This is a genomic window from Brevundimonas sp. Leaf280, from assembly GCF_001422455.1.
In the GTDB taxonomy this organism is placed as follows: Bacteria; Pseudomonadota; Alphaproteobacteria; order Caulobacterales; family Caulobacteraceae; genus Brevundimonas.
In genome coordinates, this window is the sequence record NZ_LMNC01000001.1 from 534,450 (window position 1) to 550,825 (window position 16,376).

Here is a 16,376-nt window from a genome sequence, read left to right on the forward strand (position 1 = left end):
TAATGGCCGTCTGCCGTTTTCAGGAAGCCCGCCCATGATCCGCCGTCTCGTTTCCGTCGCCGTCGTATCGCTCGCGCTGGGAGGGGTGGCCCACGCTCAGGACGCCGATGAGGCGCGTGTGATGGAGATTTTGAAGACCACGCCCCTGATCGACGGGCACAACGACCTGCCGTGGGCGTTGCGACAGCAGTACGGAAATGACGTTTACGCCGTTGATCTGACGAAGAATCTGGCGGCGTCGACCAAACTGCATACCGATATCGCGCGCCTGCGGGCCGGGGGCGTCGGAGGGCAGTTTTGGTCCGTCTATGTGCCTGCCAGCCTGACGCCGCTGGAGGCGGTTGAGGAAACCTTTGAGCAGATCGATACGGCCAAACGCATCATCGCCGCCCATCCCGACACCTTTGGCCTGGCGACCACGGCGGACGAGGTGGATGCGGTGTTCAAGTCGGGCCGTATCGCCAGCCTGATCGGGATGGAGGGCGGCTATTCGATCGACGATTCCCTGGCCCTGCTGCGCGAGTTCTACCGGGCCGGCGCGCGCTACATGACGCTGACCCACTCCAAGACCACGACCTGGGCCGACAGCGCGACGGACGCGCCGAAATGGGGCGGCCTCAGCCCGTTTGGCGAGGCGGTGGTCAAAGAGATGAACCGGCTGGGCATGATGGTCGACCTGAGCCACGTCTCCGAGGAGACGATGCTGGACGCCATGCGCGTGTCCGATGCGCCGGTGATCTTCTCCCATTCGTCAGCGCGGGCGGTCACGGATCATCCGCGCAATGTGCCGGATCGGGTGCTGCGGATGATGCCGCAGGACGGCGGCATCGTGATGATCAACCTGGCCCCCGGCTTCGTGTCCGAGGCGGTGCGAGCCTGGAACGGGGCCAAGGCGGGCGAGGAGGCGCGGCTGAAGACCCTGAACCCCGGCGATCCCGGCGCGGTGGAGGCCGGGCTGACCGCCTGGACCGCCGCCAATCCGACGCCCCAAGCGACGCTGGCCGACGTGGTGGCGCATATCCAGCATGTGCGAGAGGTCGCAGGCATCGACCACGTCGGCCTGGGCGCCGACTTCGACGGTGTCGGCAGCCTGCCGGAAGGCATGGGCGGGGTGGACGCCTATCCGCGCATCCTGGCGGCCCTGATGGCGGCGGGCTGGACCGAGGCCGACATCCGCAAGATCGCCGGCGAGAACCTGCTGCGGGTCATGCGGGCGGTCGAGACCGTCGCGGCGTCAAAGGCCGGCGAGCGGCCGTCGATGGCGCGGCTGGAGCCCACTTCGGCTCAGAACTGACCGACGGCGCCCGTCTGGCGCAGGCCTTCCCACAGGGCGATTCCGGCGGTGACCGACAGGTTCAGCGAGCGGGCCTCCGGACGCAGCGGCACGACGACGCGCGCGTCAGCGGCGGCGTGGACATAGTCGGGGGCGCCGGCGCTTTCCTTGCCGAACAGCAGGGTATCGTCGGGCTGGAAGACGAAATCGGGCAGGGGAGTCGCGCCCTTGGTCGTAAGCAGCACCAGCCGCCCGGCCGGACGATCCGCCTGGAAGGCCTCCCAGTCGGCGTGGCGGGTCATGTGGGACAGCGGGCCGTAGTCGAGGGCCGCGCGCTTCATGGCGCGGTCGTCGAAACGGAAGCCCGTCGGCTCGATCACATGCAGATCGACGCCGAAACAGGCCGACAATCGGATGCAGGCTCCGACGTTCTGAGGAATGTCCGGTTGAAAAAGGGCGAGACGCATTCTAAGGCCTGACATACGCGCGGCGAGGGGGTTTGTCGCGGTCTGTTTGCGAGCGTTTCGCAAGAAACGTCAGCAGCTTGCGTCCAACGCGGCGCAAGTCACGGGCCGTCGGGGATTCCCGGCGTCTTTTGTTGGTTCGTGCCGTGGCTGGGGACGCCCTTGGGGGTCTTCTGCGGCGTTCGAGAGGTGGAAACGTGGCCGAATCGGTCGTGCATACGGAAGACGGTCACAGCCCTGAGGGCGGTGATCCCAATCGTCGGGACTTTATCTACATTGCGGCGGGCGCCGCAGCGGTCGGCGCGGGCGCCATGATCGCCTGGCCGCTGATCAACCAGATGAATCCGGCGGCCGATACGCTGGCGCTGGCGTCGATCGAGTTCGACCTGACCAAGGTTCAGGAAGGCCAGCAGGTCGTCATCAAATGGCAGGGCAAGCCGGTGTTCGTGCGTTACCGCACCCCGGCCGAGCTGCAGAAGGTCATCGCGGACGATCACGCTCCGGACCTGAAACAGCCCCAGACCGACGCCGAGCGCACCAAGCCGGGTCACGAGAAATATCTGGTCGTCATCGGTTCGTGTACGCACCTGGGTTGCGTGCCGACCTTTGGCGCGGGCGATTACGGCGGCTGGTTCTGCCCCTGCCACGGCTCGCACTACGACGCTTCCGGCCGCATTCGTAAGGGGCCGGCGCCTCTGAACCTGGTGGTGCCGGAATACGATTATCTGTCCGACACCCGCGTCAAGATCGGCTGAGGACCAAGGGGGAATCATGAGCGATCACGAGAGCACCTACGTCCCGAAGACGGGCGTCGAGAAGTGGCTGGACACCCGGCTGCCGATCATCCGTTTCGGCGCGGACTACATGTCCCTGCCGACGCCGCGTAACCTGAACTACTGGTGGACCTTCGGCGGCATCCTGGCCCTGTGCCTGATGACGCAGATCGTCACCGGCATCGTCCTGGCCATGCACTATACGCCGAACGTCGATCTGGCCTTCGCCTCGGTCGAGCGCATCATGCGCGACGTGAACGGCGGCTGGCTGATCCGTTATGTCCACGCCAACGGCGCGTCGATGTTCTTCATCGCCGTCTATCTGCACATGCTGCGCGGCCTCTACTACGGCTCGTACAAGGCGCCGCGCGAGATGATCTGGATCATCGGCTGCGTGATCTTCTTCCTGATGATCGCCACCGCCTTCCTGGGCTACGTCCTGCCGTGGGGCCAGATGTCGTTCTGGGGCGCTGAAGTCATCACCAACCTGATCGGCGCCATCCCGGTGCTGGGCGAGCCGATCCTGATCTGGCTGCGCGGTGGGCCGGCGATCGACAATGCGACGCTGAACCGCTTCTTCTCGCTGCACTATCTGCTGCCGTTCGCGATCCTGGGCTGCGTCGTGCTGCACCTTTGGGCGCTGCACTCGGCCGGTCAGAACAACCCGGTCGGCATCCTGATCCCGAAGGATCGGGAGAAGAAGGACACGCTGCCCTTCCACCCGTATTTCACTGTCAAGGACGGCTTTGCGATCATCCTGTTCCTGATCCTGTTCGCCATCTTCGTCTTCTATCAGCCGAACGCGCTGGGCCACGCCGACAACTACATCCCGGCCAACCCGCTGCAGACGCCGGCGCACATCGTGCCCGAGTGGTACATGCTGCCCTTCTACGCGATCCTGCGCGCCATCCCGGACAAGTTCGGCGGCGTGGTGGCGATGTTCAGCGCCATCGGCGTGCTGTTCGTCCTGCCCTGGCTGGATACGTCGAAGGTGCGCTCGATGCGCTATCGCCCGACGATGCGGACCTTCTTCATCATCTTCCTGGTGGTGGGCGTGGGCCTGGGCTGGTGCGGTGGTCAGCTGCCTGACGCGCCGGTGATCGGGTCGTTCAAGACCTTCACCCTGATCGACGGCGACCTGAACTCCTACCTGTGGCTGACGCGGGTCTTCACCCTCTACTACTTCGTCTTCTTCCTGATCATCATGCCGTTGGTCGGGTTGAAGGAGCAGCCGCTGCCGATCCCGGCGACGATCTCCGAGCCGGTCCTGACCGGCGCCGGCGCCGTCGAGCACAAGGTCTGAAAATCATGACGATTGGAATGAAGACCGTGTCGTTCAAGACGATCATCGCCTCGGCCGCGATTGCGCTGGGTCTGTTGAGCGCGGCCGCTCCCGCCATGGCGGCGGGCGCTGCGGCCCATCCGCGCTCGGGCGGATTCAGCTTCGAAGGGCCGTTCGGCACCTATGACCAGGGCCAGCTGCAACGCGGCTACAAGGTCTATCACGAGGTCTGCGCCGCCTGTCACAGCATGAACCTGATGCACTATCGGAACCTGGGCGACCGTCATGGGCCGTTCTGGAATCCGAAGTATCCGAACCCGAACGACAACCCCGTCGTGAAGGCTCTGGCCAAGGAAAACCAGGTCGGCGACATCGACAGCGAGACCGGCGAGGCGATCCAGCGTGACGCCACGCCCGCCGACAAGTTCCGCGCCCCCTATCCTAACGCCACGGCGGCGGCGGCGGGCAATGGCGGCGCCGCGCCGCCCGACCTTTCGGTCATGGCCAAGGCCCGTCACGACGGCGCGAACTACATCTATTCGCTGCTGTCGGGCTACAAGGCCGCGCCGGCCGGCCTGCAGATCCGCGAGGGTCAGCACTACAACCCCTATATGGCCGGCGACCTGACGCCGTTCTGGACGGGCGACCACAAGGACGTTCCGCCCGGCGGCTTCATCGCCATGCCGCCGCCGCTTCAGAACGGTCAGGTGACCTATGACGACGGCTCGCCGCAGACGGTCGATCAATACGCCAAGGACGTCGCGGCCTTCATCGCCTGGACGTCCGAGCCGAAGATGGTCGAGCGCAAGCAGGCCGGTCTGGGCGTGATGATCTATCTGCTGCTGTTCGCCGGCATCACCTATGTCGCCTACCGCCGCATCTGGAAGGGCGTCGCCCACTAAGGGCTACGCTGCGGGATCGAACTCGTAAGCCCGCCAAGGTTCGCCTTGGCGGGCTTTTTCGTTAGCGACGAAAGGTCCGGGACGCAGCATCGACAGGGAGAAGTTCGCCCCCTAGGGTCGCGTATCGTTTCCGGCTGTGGGGCCTTCAGTTCATGCGTCTTGTCTCTTCTTTCGCCGCCGTTCTGTTGGCGAGCGCCGCCTTGTCCGCCTGCGCCACGGCGTCCAATCCCGCTGCGGTTCACACCGTCCCGACTTTCGATGCGGCGCGGATCTCGCAGGACATCAAGACGCTGTCGGACGACAGCTTCGAGGGCAGGGGCATCGCCACACCGGCCGAGGAAAAGGTCATCCGGTATCTGAGCGAAGGCTACGCCGCCGCTGGGTTCGAGCCGGGTGGGCCGAACGGCCAGTGGACGCAGGACGTGATCCTGAACCGCTTTACCCAGTCCAATGTGCGGGCCTCGCTGAAGCTGGGCGACTGGACCCTGCCGATGACGCAAGGCCGCGAGGTCGCCATCTCGACCCGTCGCCCGGCCGAACACGTCAGCCTGAAGGACGCCCCGCTGGTCTTCGTCGGCTATGGCATCAATGCGCCCGAGCGGCAGTGGAACGACTTCAAGGGCCAGGACCTGCGAGGCAAGATCCTGGTGGTGCTGGTCAATGACGCCGACTTCGAGGAGCCGGCGCTTAACACCTTCGGCGGTAAGGCCATGACCTATTACGGCCGCTGGACCTACAAATACGAAGAGGCGGCCAAACAGGGCGCGGCGGGCGTGCTGATCGTGCACGAGACGGCGCCGGCGTCTTACGGCTGGCAGACGGTCGCCAACTCCTGGGGCGTGTCGCAGTTCGACATCCTGCGCCAAAATGCGGCGGCGGAGCGCGTGCCGATGGAGGGCTGGATCCAGCGTGACGTGGCGGTCGACCTGTTCCGTCGCGCGGGTCTGGATTTCGACGCGCTGAAGGTCCAGGCGCGCAGCCGTGACTTCCAGCCGGTCGCCTTGCCCGGCGCATCCTTCTCGACCGAGTTCGACGTGGCCACCAATCAGGTCACCAGCCACAACGTCATCGCCCGCCTGCCGGGCGCGACTCATCCGGACGAGACGATCCTCTATACCGCCCACTGGGATCACATCGGCATGGGCGAGCCGGATGCGACCGGCGACCGCATCTTCAACGGGGCGGTGGACAATGCCTCGGGCACGGCGGGGCTGCTGGAACTGGCGCGCATGTTCGGTCGCGCGCCGCGCACCGAGCGCTCGATCGTGATGATCAGCTTCACCGGCGAGGAAAGCGGCCTGCTGGGCTCGGAATACTATGCGGTGAACCCGGTCTATCCGCTGGCCAAGACGGTGGGCGGGTTCAACATGGACTCCATGAACGTCTATGGCCGCGTCACGGGGCTGGGCGTCACCGGATATGGCCAGTCGGACTTCGACGAGCGTCTGGCGGCGGCGGCCCAGCCGCAAGGGCGAGCACTGGTCCCGGACTACGAGAATGCGGCCGGCACCTATTACCGTTCGGACCACTTCCCGCTGGCCAAGCGCGGCGTGCCGATGGCCTATGCCGGCAGCCGGGGCGAATTCCGCGACGAGCCGATCGCCGCGCGCGAGGCGGCGCGGTCGGAATACGGCGCCAAACGCTATCACCAGGCGACGGACGAATGGTCGCCCGACTGGGACTACAGCGGCATGATCGAGGACCTGACCGTCTTCTACGATGTCGGTCGCGCCCTGGCGAACGGTCGCGACTGGCCGCAGTGGAAGTCGGGCTCAGAGTTCGCGCCGGTGCGCGCCACGACCGCGTCCGAACGCCGCTAGTCTTTTCACACATCAAGATGGGGCGGGGAGGAATCTCCACCCATTTGCCATTTCGCCTGTCGAGTCAGTTCAATGATCCATCGCCGTTCACCCCTGGTCGCCCTTGCGGCGCTTGCGCTCACCGCCTGCGCGACGACGCCGGTCGCATCGCCGGCGCCCAAGCTGGACGCCTTCGCCGTCGCCTCGGCCGCGACGCCTCAGTTCAGCGCCCAGCGCCTGTCGGACCACATCAAATATCTGGCGTCGGACGAGTTGGAGGGACGGTTCCCCGGCCTGATCGGCGAACGGCTGACCCTGGCCTATCTGCAGGCGCAATACGAGGCGATGGGGCTGGAGCCGGGCGGGCGCGACGGATCGTGGCTGCAGCCCGTCGATCTGGTGCGCTTCACGCCGGAGCGGGCGCCGACGGCGTCCTGGACAGGGGCGGACGGCATCGCGCATCCGCTGGTCTCGGGGACGGACATCACCCTGCGCGCCGGGTCGGCGGAACCGGTCGTGACGGCCGAGGCGCCGCTGGTCTTCGCCGGTTACGGCATTTCGGGCCCGACCTGGGACGACTATGGCAATGCGGACCTGACCGGCAAGGTCGTGGTCATTCTGCGCGGCCAGCCGACGGTGATGGGCGAGGATCCCAACTTCTACGGCTCGACCACGCACAAGACCCAGGAGGCGTTGAAGCGCGGAGCCGTGGGCGTCATTACGCTTCAGGATCAGGACAACCGCTGGCGTCGCGCCGTGGGAGGCGCGACCCGGCCGCAGATGACGGTCAAGGGCGCGCAGGACCCGCGTTTTAGCGGATCCATCAACATGGCCACGGCGACGGCGATCGGCGGCGCGCCCCTAGAAGCCGCCGTCGAGCGGGCGAAGACGACCGCCTTGGGGGGCGTTCTGGATCTGGGCGCGCGTCTCAGCGTCGATATCGCCGAGACGACCGAAGTCATCCACTCCAACAACCTGCTGGCCAAGATTCCCGGCACCGAGCGGCCTGACGAATACGTCTTCTATTCCGCCCACTGGGATCACGTCGGCAAGGCCCGGACGCCGAACGCCGAGGGCGACGACATCTTCAACGGCGCTTGGGACAATGCGTCGGGGACGGCCGGTCTGATCGAGATGGCGCGGGCGTTCAAGGCTGGACCGGCGCCGAAGCGCACCGTGGTCTTCTTGCACGTCACGGCCGAGGAGCAGGGGCTGCTGGGGTCGGAAGCCTATGCCGCCGATCCGGTCTATCCGCTTGCCAAGACGGCGGCGGACATCAACATTGACATGCTGCCTTTTACGCCCGCAACGCGTGACGTGGCGGTGTTCGGGGTCGGCAAGTCGGAGCTGGAGGATATCCTGGGCCGGTTCGCGGCCGTGCAGGGGCGGGTGGTGACGGGCGACGGCTATCCGGAAGAAGGCTTCTACTACCGCTCCGACCACTTCAACTTCGCGGCCGGCGGGGTGCCGGCCCTGATGCCGTGGACGGGCCGTGATTTCGTCGAGGGCGGGATCGAGGCGGGCAAGCCCTATTACGAGGGCGCGATGGCCAAATACTATCACAAGCTGACCGACGAATGGCGGGCCGACTATGACTTTACGGCCGCCTTGCAGAACCTGGACCTGCTGTATCGGCTGGGGCTGACGGTGGCCGACAGCGAGAGCTGGCCCGCGTGGAAGCCGACCGCCGAGTTCAACGCCATCCGCGACCGCACGGCCGATCAGAGGCGCTAGGCCTCAGGCCGCGCCGAACGGATAGGGGCTGACGGACTTGGACCAGTCATCGACCGCCAGCGGGCGGTCGATGGGGGCGGCGGCGCGTTCGGCGCACGGGTGGCGGTGGCACAGGCGGCAGGCCGGGCCGATGGGCGTGACCTCGGGGTTCTGCAGGTCCATGCCGTGGGCGTAGGCCAGACGATGCGCATGACGCAGTTCGCAGCCCAAGCCGACGGCGAGGTCGTGGTGCTCGCCATAGCCGTCGTGGCCTTGCCGCTCGACCGTGCGGGCGAAGGTGAACCAGCGGCCGCCATCTGGAGTCTCGATGATCTGGGTGACGATGCGGCCGGGCGTGCGGAAGGCCGAATGCAGCCGCCAGCGCGGGCAGGCGCCGCCGAAACGCGAGAAGGGAAAGGCGCCGGCCGCATAGCGTTTGGAGATGTTGCCCGCCTGATCGACCCGCATCAGGAAGAAGGGCACGCCGCGCGCGGTGGGGCGCGACAGGGTGGTCAGGCGGTGCGCGGCCTGTTCGTAGCTGACGCCGAACCGGGCCTGGAGCCGAGCCAGGTCATAGCGCGTCTCTTCCGCCGCCCGCTGGAAGGCGGCGTAGGGCATCAGGGTCGCGGCGGCGAGCGTGTTGGTCAGGGCGACCTTCAGCAGCGATCGAGTGGGCGCGTCCGGGGCGTTCGAGGCCTCTGCCAGCGCGTTGAGCGCCGGCCCTTGCTCGGCCAGGGCCAGTTGATAGGCGATGGCAAAGGCGCGCGAGGACGGCCCCAGGGTTTCCGACAGCAGCAGACGGCGGCGGTGCAGGTCGTAGCGGCGGGTCCATTCCACCATGACCTCGGCCGGCAGAGTGCGGACGCCGAGGTCGTGCCTGGCCGCCAGCCGATGACGGGCGGCGGGTTCGAAGCCGTCGGCGTGGGCGGGCGCCTCTGTGGACAGGGCGTCGGACAGGGCCTCGCCCATCTGGTCCAGTTCGGGAAAATGGTTGCCGCGCGACTGGATGTATTCGCGCACCCATTCGGCGGGACTGGTCTCGATCGGGCTTTCGCCTGTCTCGGCGGCGGCGCGGGCGCGCGTGCGGCCGTCGTCGAAGGCCTGATAGAGGCGCAGCAGGGCGTCGGCGACACCGGGCGCCTCTTCCAGCAGTTGCACCAGTTCGTGCCGGGGCGCGGATAGGTCCTTGAACAGGGGGTCGGCCAGGATTTCCGTGAGACGCGCCTCGTCCGCCGCGCCACCCTGGTTCAGCGCGCGCAGATCGACGTCATAGGTGTCCGCCAATCGCAGCAGCAACTGGGCTGAGACCGGCCGCTGATTGCGTTCTATGTGATTGAGATAGCTTGGAGAAACGTCCAGATCGGCGGCCATGGCGGTCTGGGTCAGCCCCAGATCGCGCCGCAGCCGCTTGAGCCGGGCGCCCAGAAACAGCTTGCGGTCAGCGGCGGTGTTCATCACCGCACGATGTCACAACGTGACCGAATAGGCAAAGTCATAGTATGACAAGATGACTTCGTTGATGGGGTTCGGTCTGTATCAGTTTTGACCGGTGCGTGTTCTTGTCTCCGAGACGGCGGTTGCGGCCGCGCCCTTCAGAGACCGAGTTTGACCATGACCACCTTCGCCGATCTGGTGCCTTCGCCCGCCGGCCGTTTCGACGGCATCGAGCGCCCCTACACCCCTGAGGACGTCCTGCGCCTGCGCGGCTCGGTGCCGATCACCCATACGCTGGCCGAGCGGGGCGCCAACCGCCTGTGGCAATTGCTGCACGACGAGCCCTTCATCAATGCGCTGGGCGCCGTGACCGGCAACCAGGCCATGCAGATGGTCCGCGCGGGCCTGAAGGCCATCTATCTGTCAGGCTGGCAGGTCGCGGCGGACGCCAATACGGCCGGCGCCATGTACCCCGACCAGTCGCTGTACCCGGCCAACGCCGCGCCGGAACTGTGCCGCCGCATCAACCGCACCCTGCAACGCGCCGATCAGATCGAGCATGCCGAGGGCGGCGCCAAGCGTGACTGGTTCGTTCCCATCGTCGCCGACGCGGAAGCCGGTTTCGGCGGGCCGCTGAACAGCTTCGAGATCATGAAGGCCTTCATCGAGGCGGGCGCGGCCGGCGTTCACTTCGAGGACCAGCTGGCGTCGGAAAAGAAGTGCGGCCACCTGGGCGGCAAGGTTCTGATCCCGACCCAGGCGCATGAGCGCAATCTGGTCGCCGCGCGTCTGGCCGCCGACGTCATGGGCACGCCGACCATCACGGTCGCGCGCACGGACGCCGAAAGCGCGCAACTGATCACCTCGGACATCGACGAGCGGGACCAGCCCTTTATCGATCGCGACAACCGCACGCCTGAAGGCTTCTTCCGCCTGAAGGAGGGCACGGGTCTGGATCACTGCATCGCGCGCGGCCTGTCCTACGCCAATATCGCCGACCTGCTGTGGTGGGAGACGTCGCATCCGGATCTAGACGACGCCAAGAAGTTCGCGGAAGCCGTGCAGAAGAAGCATCCGGGCAAGCTGATGGCCTACAACTGCTCGCCGTCCTTCAACTGGAAGGCCAAGCTCGACGACGCCACCATCGCCAAGTTCCAGCGCGAGCTGGGCGCCATGGGCTACAAGTTCCAGTTCGTGACCCTGGCCGGTTTCCACAGCCTGAACAACTCGATGTTCGAGCTGGCGGACGGTTATCGCGATCGCGGCATGGCGGCCTATTCCGAGCTGCAACAGCGCGAGTTCGCCAACGAGGCCATCGGCTACACCGCCACGCGTCACCAGCGCGAAGTCGGCACCGGCTATTTCGACCAGGTCGCTACGGTCATCTCCAACGGCACGTCCTCGACGACGGCGCTGAAGGACTCGACCGAGACCGCCCAGTTCACCCACGCGGCTTAACCCGGAAAGGAACCCGCAAATGGAACCGCTGACCCGAACCGAATCCATCATCGACTTCTGCCTGGCGCCCCTGGCGCTCGACTCCGGCACGGAGGCCGAACGTGAGGTGCGTCGTCGTCTGACTCACGTGCTGAGGACCTATCAATCCAAGACCGCGACGCCCGTCGCCGTGGACTTCTCGTCCATGCCGTCACAAGTCATCAACGAAGCGGCGCACGGTTACGAATAGGCCGATGGCCCAAGAAAAAGGCCCGCTCCGATCGCTCGGAGCGGGCCTTGCTCTGTTCGAAGTGTCGCTTAGCGCGTCGTCGGGCCGGTGTTCAGCGATTGGGTGGTCGCAACCGCCGGGGTCGGAACAGGCGTCGCTTGCGGGACGGTGACCGAGATGGGCGTGCGCGCTGGCGCGGCGCCGGTTTCCTGAGGATCGCCGACGACGATGGTGGTGATCTGCGTCGCCTCGGTGGTGCAGGTCGCCAGGTCGCGGGTGATGTGACGGCCCAGGCAGAAGATGTCCTCGTAGCTGGGGCGCGAGGCGGCCAGGCACTGGAACAGCATCAGCTTGGACATATCCATGCAGAACTCGCTGTTCGGCTCGTGCGTCAGGGCCTCGGTATTGACCCGGGCCTCGTCGCCGCCGGCGCCGAGCGCGCCCAGAGCCGCGATGGCCAGAGAGCGGACGACGGCGGGGGTGTAGGGCGGGCCCTTGCGCGAAGGCTCCAGTCCCAGACCCGTGCCGCTGTTGGCGGCGGCGAACAGGCGGCTCGATTCCTCTGGCGACGGCAGCATCTTCACGGCCGACAGGGTCTTTGCACTTTCCAGTCGCACTTCGCGGTTCGGAATGGGGGTGATGGCCCAGCGGCGGCGGGGATCGCTGCGGCCCTGGATGGTGTAGGCGTCCTGCTCGATCGCCTCGGCGATGGCGCGCATGGCGATGGCGTCCTTGCCGACGGTCGCCGAGATCAGGCCGGCGGCGGCGTCGGCGCCGGGCAGGGTGGCGGCGTAGGCCGGATCGGCAACGATCTGGGCCACCATGCGCTGACGCTGCGCCGGATCGATCGCATACTGCTGCACGCCGGCGACGAACTCGGGCGACTGCAGGGCGATGATGGCGCCGTAAGCGATCAGGCCGCGCGACAGCTGGTCGGCGTCATAGGCTGAACCCTTGCGCAGGGCGGCTTGGATCGATTCGGCATCGGGGAATCCGCCCGGCTGGATCGTCTGGGCTTCACGCAGGAAGGCGACATAGATGGCGGCGGCGTCCGCCACGCCTTGGTTCAGGGACACGGGGGGCGGCTTGCGGGCGGCCAGTTCGGCCGCCAGACGCTGGGCCTCCAGCTCGGCCTTCGAGGGTCCGCTCTCGCAACTGGCGAGCAGGACAGCGGCGGCGAGGGCGGCGGCCGACAGACCGCGGCTCAGTAGGGCCGTTTTCATGGAGACTTCCTCAGGCGAATACGCGCGCAAAAAGCGCCAATACTGTTGGCGCTTATAAGGCGGGCCTTATGGTTATCCGAAGGTTAATCGAACAGTTTCGATACCGATTCTTCGTTCGCGATCCGTCGGATAGCCTCTCCGACCAGCGGAGCCACGGAAACCGCTCGGATTTTTGGGCAGTTCAAAACTTCGTGGGGTTGCTCGATGGAGTTGGTGATCACCAGCTCCTTCAGCGGGCCGTCGGTGATGCGCTGGACGGCTGGTCCGGACAGGACGCCGTGGCTGATGTAGGCCGAAACCTCGGTCGCGCCCTGGTCGATCAGGGCCTTGGCGGCGTTGACCAGGGTGCCGCCCGAATCGACGATGTCGTCGAACAGGATGCAGCGGCGACCCTGAACGTCGCCGATGATGTTCATGACCTCGCTCTCGCCCGCCTTGGGCCGGCGCTTGTCAACGATGGCGAGATCGGCGTCCAGGCGGCTGGCCAGCGAACGCGCGCGCACCACGCCGCCGACGTCGGGCGAGACGATCATCAGGTCGTCGCCGCGGGCGTAGTTTTCCTTGATGTCCTGCGCCAACACGGGGGTCGCGACCAGATTGTCGGTCGGAATGTCGAAGAAACCCTGGATCTGACCGGCGTGCAGATCCATCGTCAGGACGCGGTCGGCGCCGGCGCGGGTGATCAGATTGGCCACCAGTTTGGCAGAGATCGGCGTGCGGCCGCCGGTCTTACGGTCCTGACGCGCATAGCCGAAATAGGGGATGACGGCCGTGATCCGTTTCGCCGAGGCCCGCACCAAGGCGTCGGTGATGATCAGCAGCTCCATCAGGTTGTCGTTGGCCGGATAGGAGGTCGATTGCAGGATGAAGACGTCCTCGCCGCGGACGTTTTCCTCGATGATGGCGAAGACCTCGTTGTCGGCGAACCGCTTGACCTGGGCCTTGGTCAGGGGCGCATCCAGGTGGTCGGCGATCGCCTGGGACAGTGCGCGGTTGGAGTTGCCTGAGAGCAGCTTCATCGGCCGGTCATCCTTTCGCCGTCATCCGCCCCCCATGAACGGCGGTCGGTTGGCGCGCTCTTTACCAGTGGAGCCGGGCAGGGCAAGTCGTATGCTGAGTTTTCCTCGGCATGGCGCGGCTCGGTTGCGGGTGCTAGAGGTCGCCGCGTTGGTTTCCGGGGAACGGCTTCAGAGCCGTCCTTCACACGTCATGGGGTCGTCCTTGTCCGCTTCTAAGTTCCGTTCCGGCATGGTGCTGATGGCCGCGGCGCTCGCCGCAGTGACGATTTCAGGCTGCTCGGGCACCAAGCGTCCCAAGCTGGCCTATGAGGAACGTCCGGTCGAGGCGCTCTACAACACCGGCTATGATCGGCTGCAGCAGCGCCGCTGGTCCGACGCCGTGGACTATTTCCAGGAAGTCGAACGCCAGCATCCGTATTCGGACTGGGCGCGGCGTTCGATCCTGATGCAGATCTACGCCTACTATCAGAACAACGCCTATGCCGACGCCATCGCGGCGGCGGACCGGTTCATCCAGCTGTTCCCCGGCAATCCGTCGGCGTCGTACGCCTTTTACATGAAGGCGGTCTGCAACTTTGAGCAGATCACCGATGTGGGGCGCGATCAGGGTTACGCCACCGCCGCCCTGGCGGGTCTGAAGGATGTCTCGCGCCGCTATCCGGGCACGCCCTATGCGTCGGACGCCGCCGTCAAGATCGACATGGTCAACGACCAGCTGGCCGGCAAGGAAATGAACATCGGCCGCTATTATCAGCGCGCCAATCAACCGCTGGCGGCCCTGAACCGTTACAAGGCGGTGATCGCCAACCCGGACTTCCAGCGCACCTCGCACACGCCCGAAGCCCTGTATCGCCTGGTCGAGGTCAACCTTCAGCTGGGTCTGAAGGAAGAGGCGACGCGCAACGGCGCCGTGCTGGGCTACAACTATCCGGGCAGCCCCTGGTACGCCGAGGCCTATGCGCTGCTGACCGAGAATGGCCAGGCGCCGGACAAGGCGCCCGAGGGTAAGCGCGAGAGCTGGCTGCAGCGGATCATTCCGGGCTGATCACGCGACGGCTTGTGCAATCCGGCGGGGATCGGGATTCTGTCGGTCATGATTCGTTCCGCCGGCGCCTGACGCGATGCTGACCGCCCTTTCCATTCGTGACGTCGTCCTGGTGGACGTGCTCGATCTCGAGGTCGAGAATGGCCTGACTGTGCTGACTGGCGAGACCGGAGCCGGCAAGTCGATCATTCTGGACGCGCTCGGCCTGGCGCTTGGCGGGCGCGGCGATGCGGGCCTGGTGCGCAATGGCGCCAAACAGGCTGTGGCCACCGCCGTCTTCTCCGCCCCCGACGATCCCGATCTGCTGGCCCTGATCGCCGACAAGGGATTTGATGTGCAGCCAGGGGAGGATTTGATCCTGCGACGGGTGTTGGGTGCGGATGGCCGCAGCCGGGCCTATGTCAATGATCAGCCGGCCGGTGTGACCGCCGTGCGCGAGATCGGCGCGGCCTTGGTCGAGGTGCATGGACAGCATGAGACGGTGGGCCTGCTGGACTGGCGAACGCATCGCGCGTCACTGGACGCCTATGGCGGACTGCAGCCTCAGTTGTCGGCGGTCGCGTCGGCCTCCGCGAGGCTCAAGGCCGCCGAGGCGAAGCTGGCGGAGCTGAAGGCGCAGGCGGCGGACGCCGATGCGCGGCGCGAAGAAATCAGCCTGACCCTCTCCGAACTGGATGCGCTGGATCCCCGCGCCGACGAAGAGACGGAACTGGCAGGCGAACGCGCCCTGCTGGGGGCCGCCGAAAAGGCCATCGCAGATCTGGGCGACGCGCGCACCCAACTAGGCGGCGACAAGCTGAGCCAAAAGCTGGGCGCGGCGTTGAGGGCCGTCGAACATGCGCGCCAGAGGGCAGGGCAAGCGGGCGCCGAGGGCGATCATCCGGTCATTGTCAAACTCTCGGCCGCCGTGGAGGCGATCGACCGCACCATGGTCGAGGCGGCGGAAGCCCTTGCCGCCGTGGACGCCGCCGCCGACGCCTTCGATTATGAGCCCGGTCGTCTGGACAAGGCGGAAGAGCGGTTGTTCGCCCTGCGCGCCGCCGCCCGCAAGCTGCACACCACGGTCGACGCCCTGCCGACCCTGCGCATTCGGCTTCGCGAGCAGCTTCGGCTGATCGAGGATGGTGAGGAGGCGCTGACCAATGCCGGGCGCGAGGCGGCCGAGGCGGCGGAAGCCTATGATCTGGCGGCCACTTTCCTGACCTCGGCGCGGGAAGCCGCCGCCGAACGCCTGACCGCCGCCGTCATGGCAGAGCTAGGCCCGCTGAAGCTGGAGCGCGCGCGGTTCCGCGTAGCGCTGGAACCGATCGAAGGCCGACGCGGGCCAGACGGCGTCGAGACGGTGCGCTTCCAGATCGCGACCAACGCCGGAACCGACTTCGGCCCGCTGGACGCCATCGCCTCGGGCGGCGAACTGGCGCGTTTCGCCCTGGCGATGAAGGCCGCTCTTGCGAGCCGCGAGGACATGCGTCAGCCCGTGATGATCTTCGACGAGGTCGATCAGGGCGTCGGTGGGGCGGTGGCCGAGGCTGTTGGGTCGCGCCTGAAACGCCTGTCGAGCGGCGCCCAGGTCCTGGTCGTGACCCACAGCCCCCAGGTCGCCGCGCGCGGCCATGCCCACTGGAAGGTGATGAAGGCCGACCGCGACGGCCTGACCACCACCACCGTGGTCGCCCTGGACGATCAGCGCCGTCAGGAAGAGATCGCGCGCATGTTGTCCGGGGCTGAGATCACCGACGAAGCCCGCGCGGCGGCGCGGGCTTTGATCGGCTGATAAGCCCGG

Annotated in this window: 14 protein-coding genes; 10 read left to right on the forward strand and 4 right to left on the reverse strand. The window is 66.5% G+C overall.

Annotation, left to right across the window (positions count from 1 at the left end):
* Positions 1-34: 34 nt before the first annotated feature.
* On the forward strand, positions 35-1,294 hold the full coding sequence (locus ASF31_RS02530) for a dipeptidase (protein ID WP_055753164.1): 1,260 nt from the start codon (positions 35-37) through the stop codon (positions 1,292-1,294).
* Here the strand turns inward: ASF31_RS02530 and ASF31_RS02535 are convergent.
* The gene (locus ASF31_RS02535) at positions 1,285-1,740 is read right to left on the reverse strand and encodes a tRNA (cytidine(34)-2'-O)-methyltransferase (RefSeq protein ID WP_055753165.1); all 456 of its coding nucleotides are present in this window, start codon (positions 1,738-1,740) and stop codon (positions 1,285-1,287) included. The genes ASF31_RS02530 and ASF31_RS02535 overlap by 10 nt on opposite strands.
* A gap of 194 nt (positions 1,741-1,934) precedes the next feature.
* On the opposite strand from ASF31_RS02535, the gene petA reads away from it, so the two are divergent.
* The 5 genes from petA to ASF31_RS02560 all read left to right on the forward strand — a co-directional run bounded on the left by petA (position 1,935) and on the right by ASF31_RS02560 (position 8,227).
* The gene (gene petA / locus ASF31_RS02540) at positions 1,935-2,492 is read left to right on the forward strand and encodes a ubiquinol-cytochrome c reductase iron-sulfur subunit (protein WP_045810115.1); all 558 of its coding nucleotides are present in this window, start codon (positions 1,935-1,937) and stop codon (positions 2,490-2,492) included.
* A 16-nt stretch (positions 2,493-2,508) separates the two neighbouring features.
* Positions 2,509-3,813, forward strand: coding sequence for a cytochrome b N-terminal domain-containing protein (locus tag ASF31_RS02545; protein ID WP_039245598.1), 1,305 nt, complete (start codon positions 2,509-2,511; stop codon positions 3,811-3,813).
* Between the two features lie 5 nt (positions 3,814-3,818).
* Entirely contained in the window at positions 3,819-4,694 is an 876-nt protein-coding gene (locus tag ASF31_RS02550; RefSeq protein ID WP_200918537.1) for a cytochrome c1, read from the forward strand.
* A gap of 152 nt (positions 4,695-4,846) precedes the next feature.
* The gene (locus ASF31_RS02555; RefSeq protein WP_055753167.1) at positions 4,847-6,514 is read left to right on the forward strand and encodes a M28 family metallopeptidase; all 1,668 of its coding nucleotides are present in this window, start codon (positions 4,847-4,849) and stop codon (positions 6,512-6,514) included.
* A 72-nt stretch (positions 6,515-6,586) separates the two neighbouring features.
* Positions 6,587-8,227 (forward strand): M28 family peptidase, encoded by a 1,641-nt coding sequence (locus ASF31_RS02560; RefSeq protein WP_055753168.1) that lies wholly within the window; start codon positions 6,587-6,589, stop codon positions 8,225-8,227.
* Between the two features lie 3 nt (positions 8,228-8,230).
* On the opposite strand, the gene ASF31_RS02565 is transcribed toward ASF31_RS02560, so the two are convergent.
* Entirely contained in the window at positions 8,231-9,661 is a 1,431-nt protein-coding gene (locus tag ASF31_RS02565; RefSeq protein ID WP_055753169.1) for a short-chain fatty acyl-CoA regulator family protein, read from the reverse strand.
* Between the two features lie 156 nt (positions 9,662-9,817).
* Between ASF31_RS02565 and aceA the strand changes: the two genes are divergently transcribed.
* Positions 9,818-11,098, forward strand: a complete 1,281-nt coding sequence (gene aceA / locus ASF31_RS02570) for an isocitrate lyase (protein WP_055753170.1) — start codon at positions 9,818-9,820, stop codon at positions 11,096-11,098.
* A 19-nt stretch (positions 11,099-11,117) separates the two neighbouring features.
* On the forward strand, positions 11,118-11,327 hold the full coding sequence (locus tag ASF31_RS02575) for a hypothetical protein (protein WP_055753171.1): 210 nt from the start codon (positions 11,118-11,120) through the stop codon (positions 11,325-11,327).
* 68 nt (positions 11,328-11,395) lie between these two features.
* On the opposite strand, the gene ASF31_RS02580 is transcribed toward ASF31_RS02575, so the two are convergent.
* On the reverse strand, positions 11,396-12,529 hold the full coding sequence (locus ASF31_RS02580; protein ID WP_055753172.1) for a hypothetical protein: 1,134 nt from the start codon (positions 12,527-12,529) through the stop codon (positions 11,396-11,398).
* Positions 12,530-12,612: 83 nt separating this feature from the next.
* Positions 12,613-13,548, reverse strand: coding sequence for a ribose-phosphate pyrophosphokinase (locus ASF31_RS02585; protein ID WP_039245590.1), 936 nt, complete (start codon positions 13,546-13,548; stop codon positions 12,613-12,615).
* A gap of 190 nt (positions 13,549-13,738) precedes the next feature.
* On the opposite strand from ASF31_RS02585, the gene ASF31_RS02590 reads away from it, so the two are divergent.
* Entirely contained in the window at positions 13,739-14,593 is an 855-nt protein-coding gene (locus tag ASF31_RS02590) for an outer membrane protein assembly factor BamD (RefSeq protein ID WP_055753173.1), read from the forward strand.
* Positions 14,594-14,669: 76 nt separating this feature from the next.
* Positions 14,670-16,367, forward strand: coding sequence for a DNA repair protein RecN (recN, locus tag ASF31_RS02595; protein WP_055753174.1), 1,698 nt, complete (start codon positions 14,670-14,672; stop codon positions 16,365-16,367).
* Positions 16,368-16,376 lie beyond the last annotated feature (9 nt).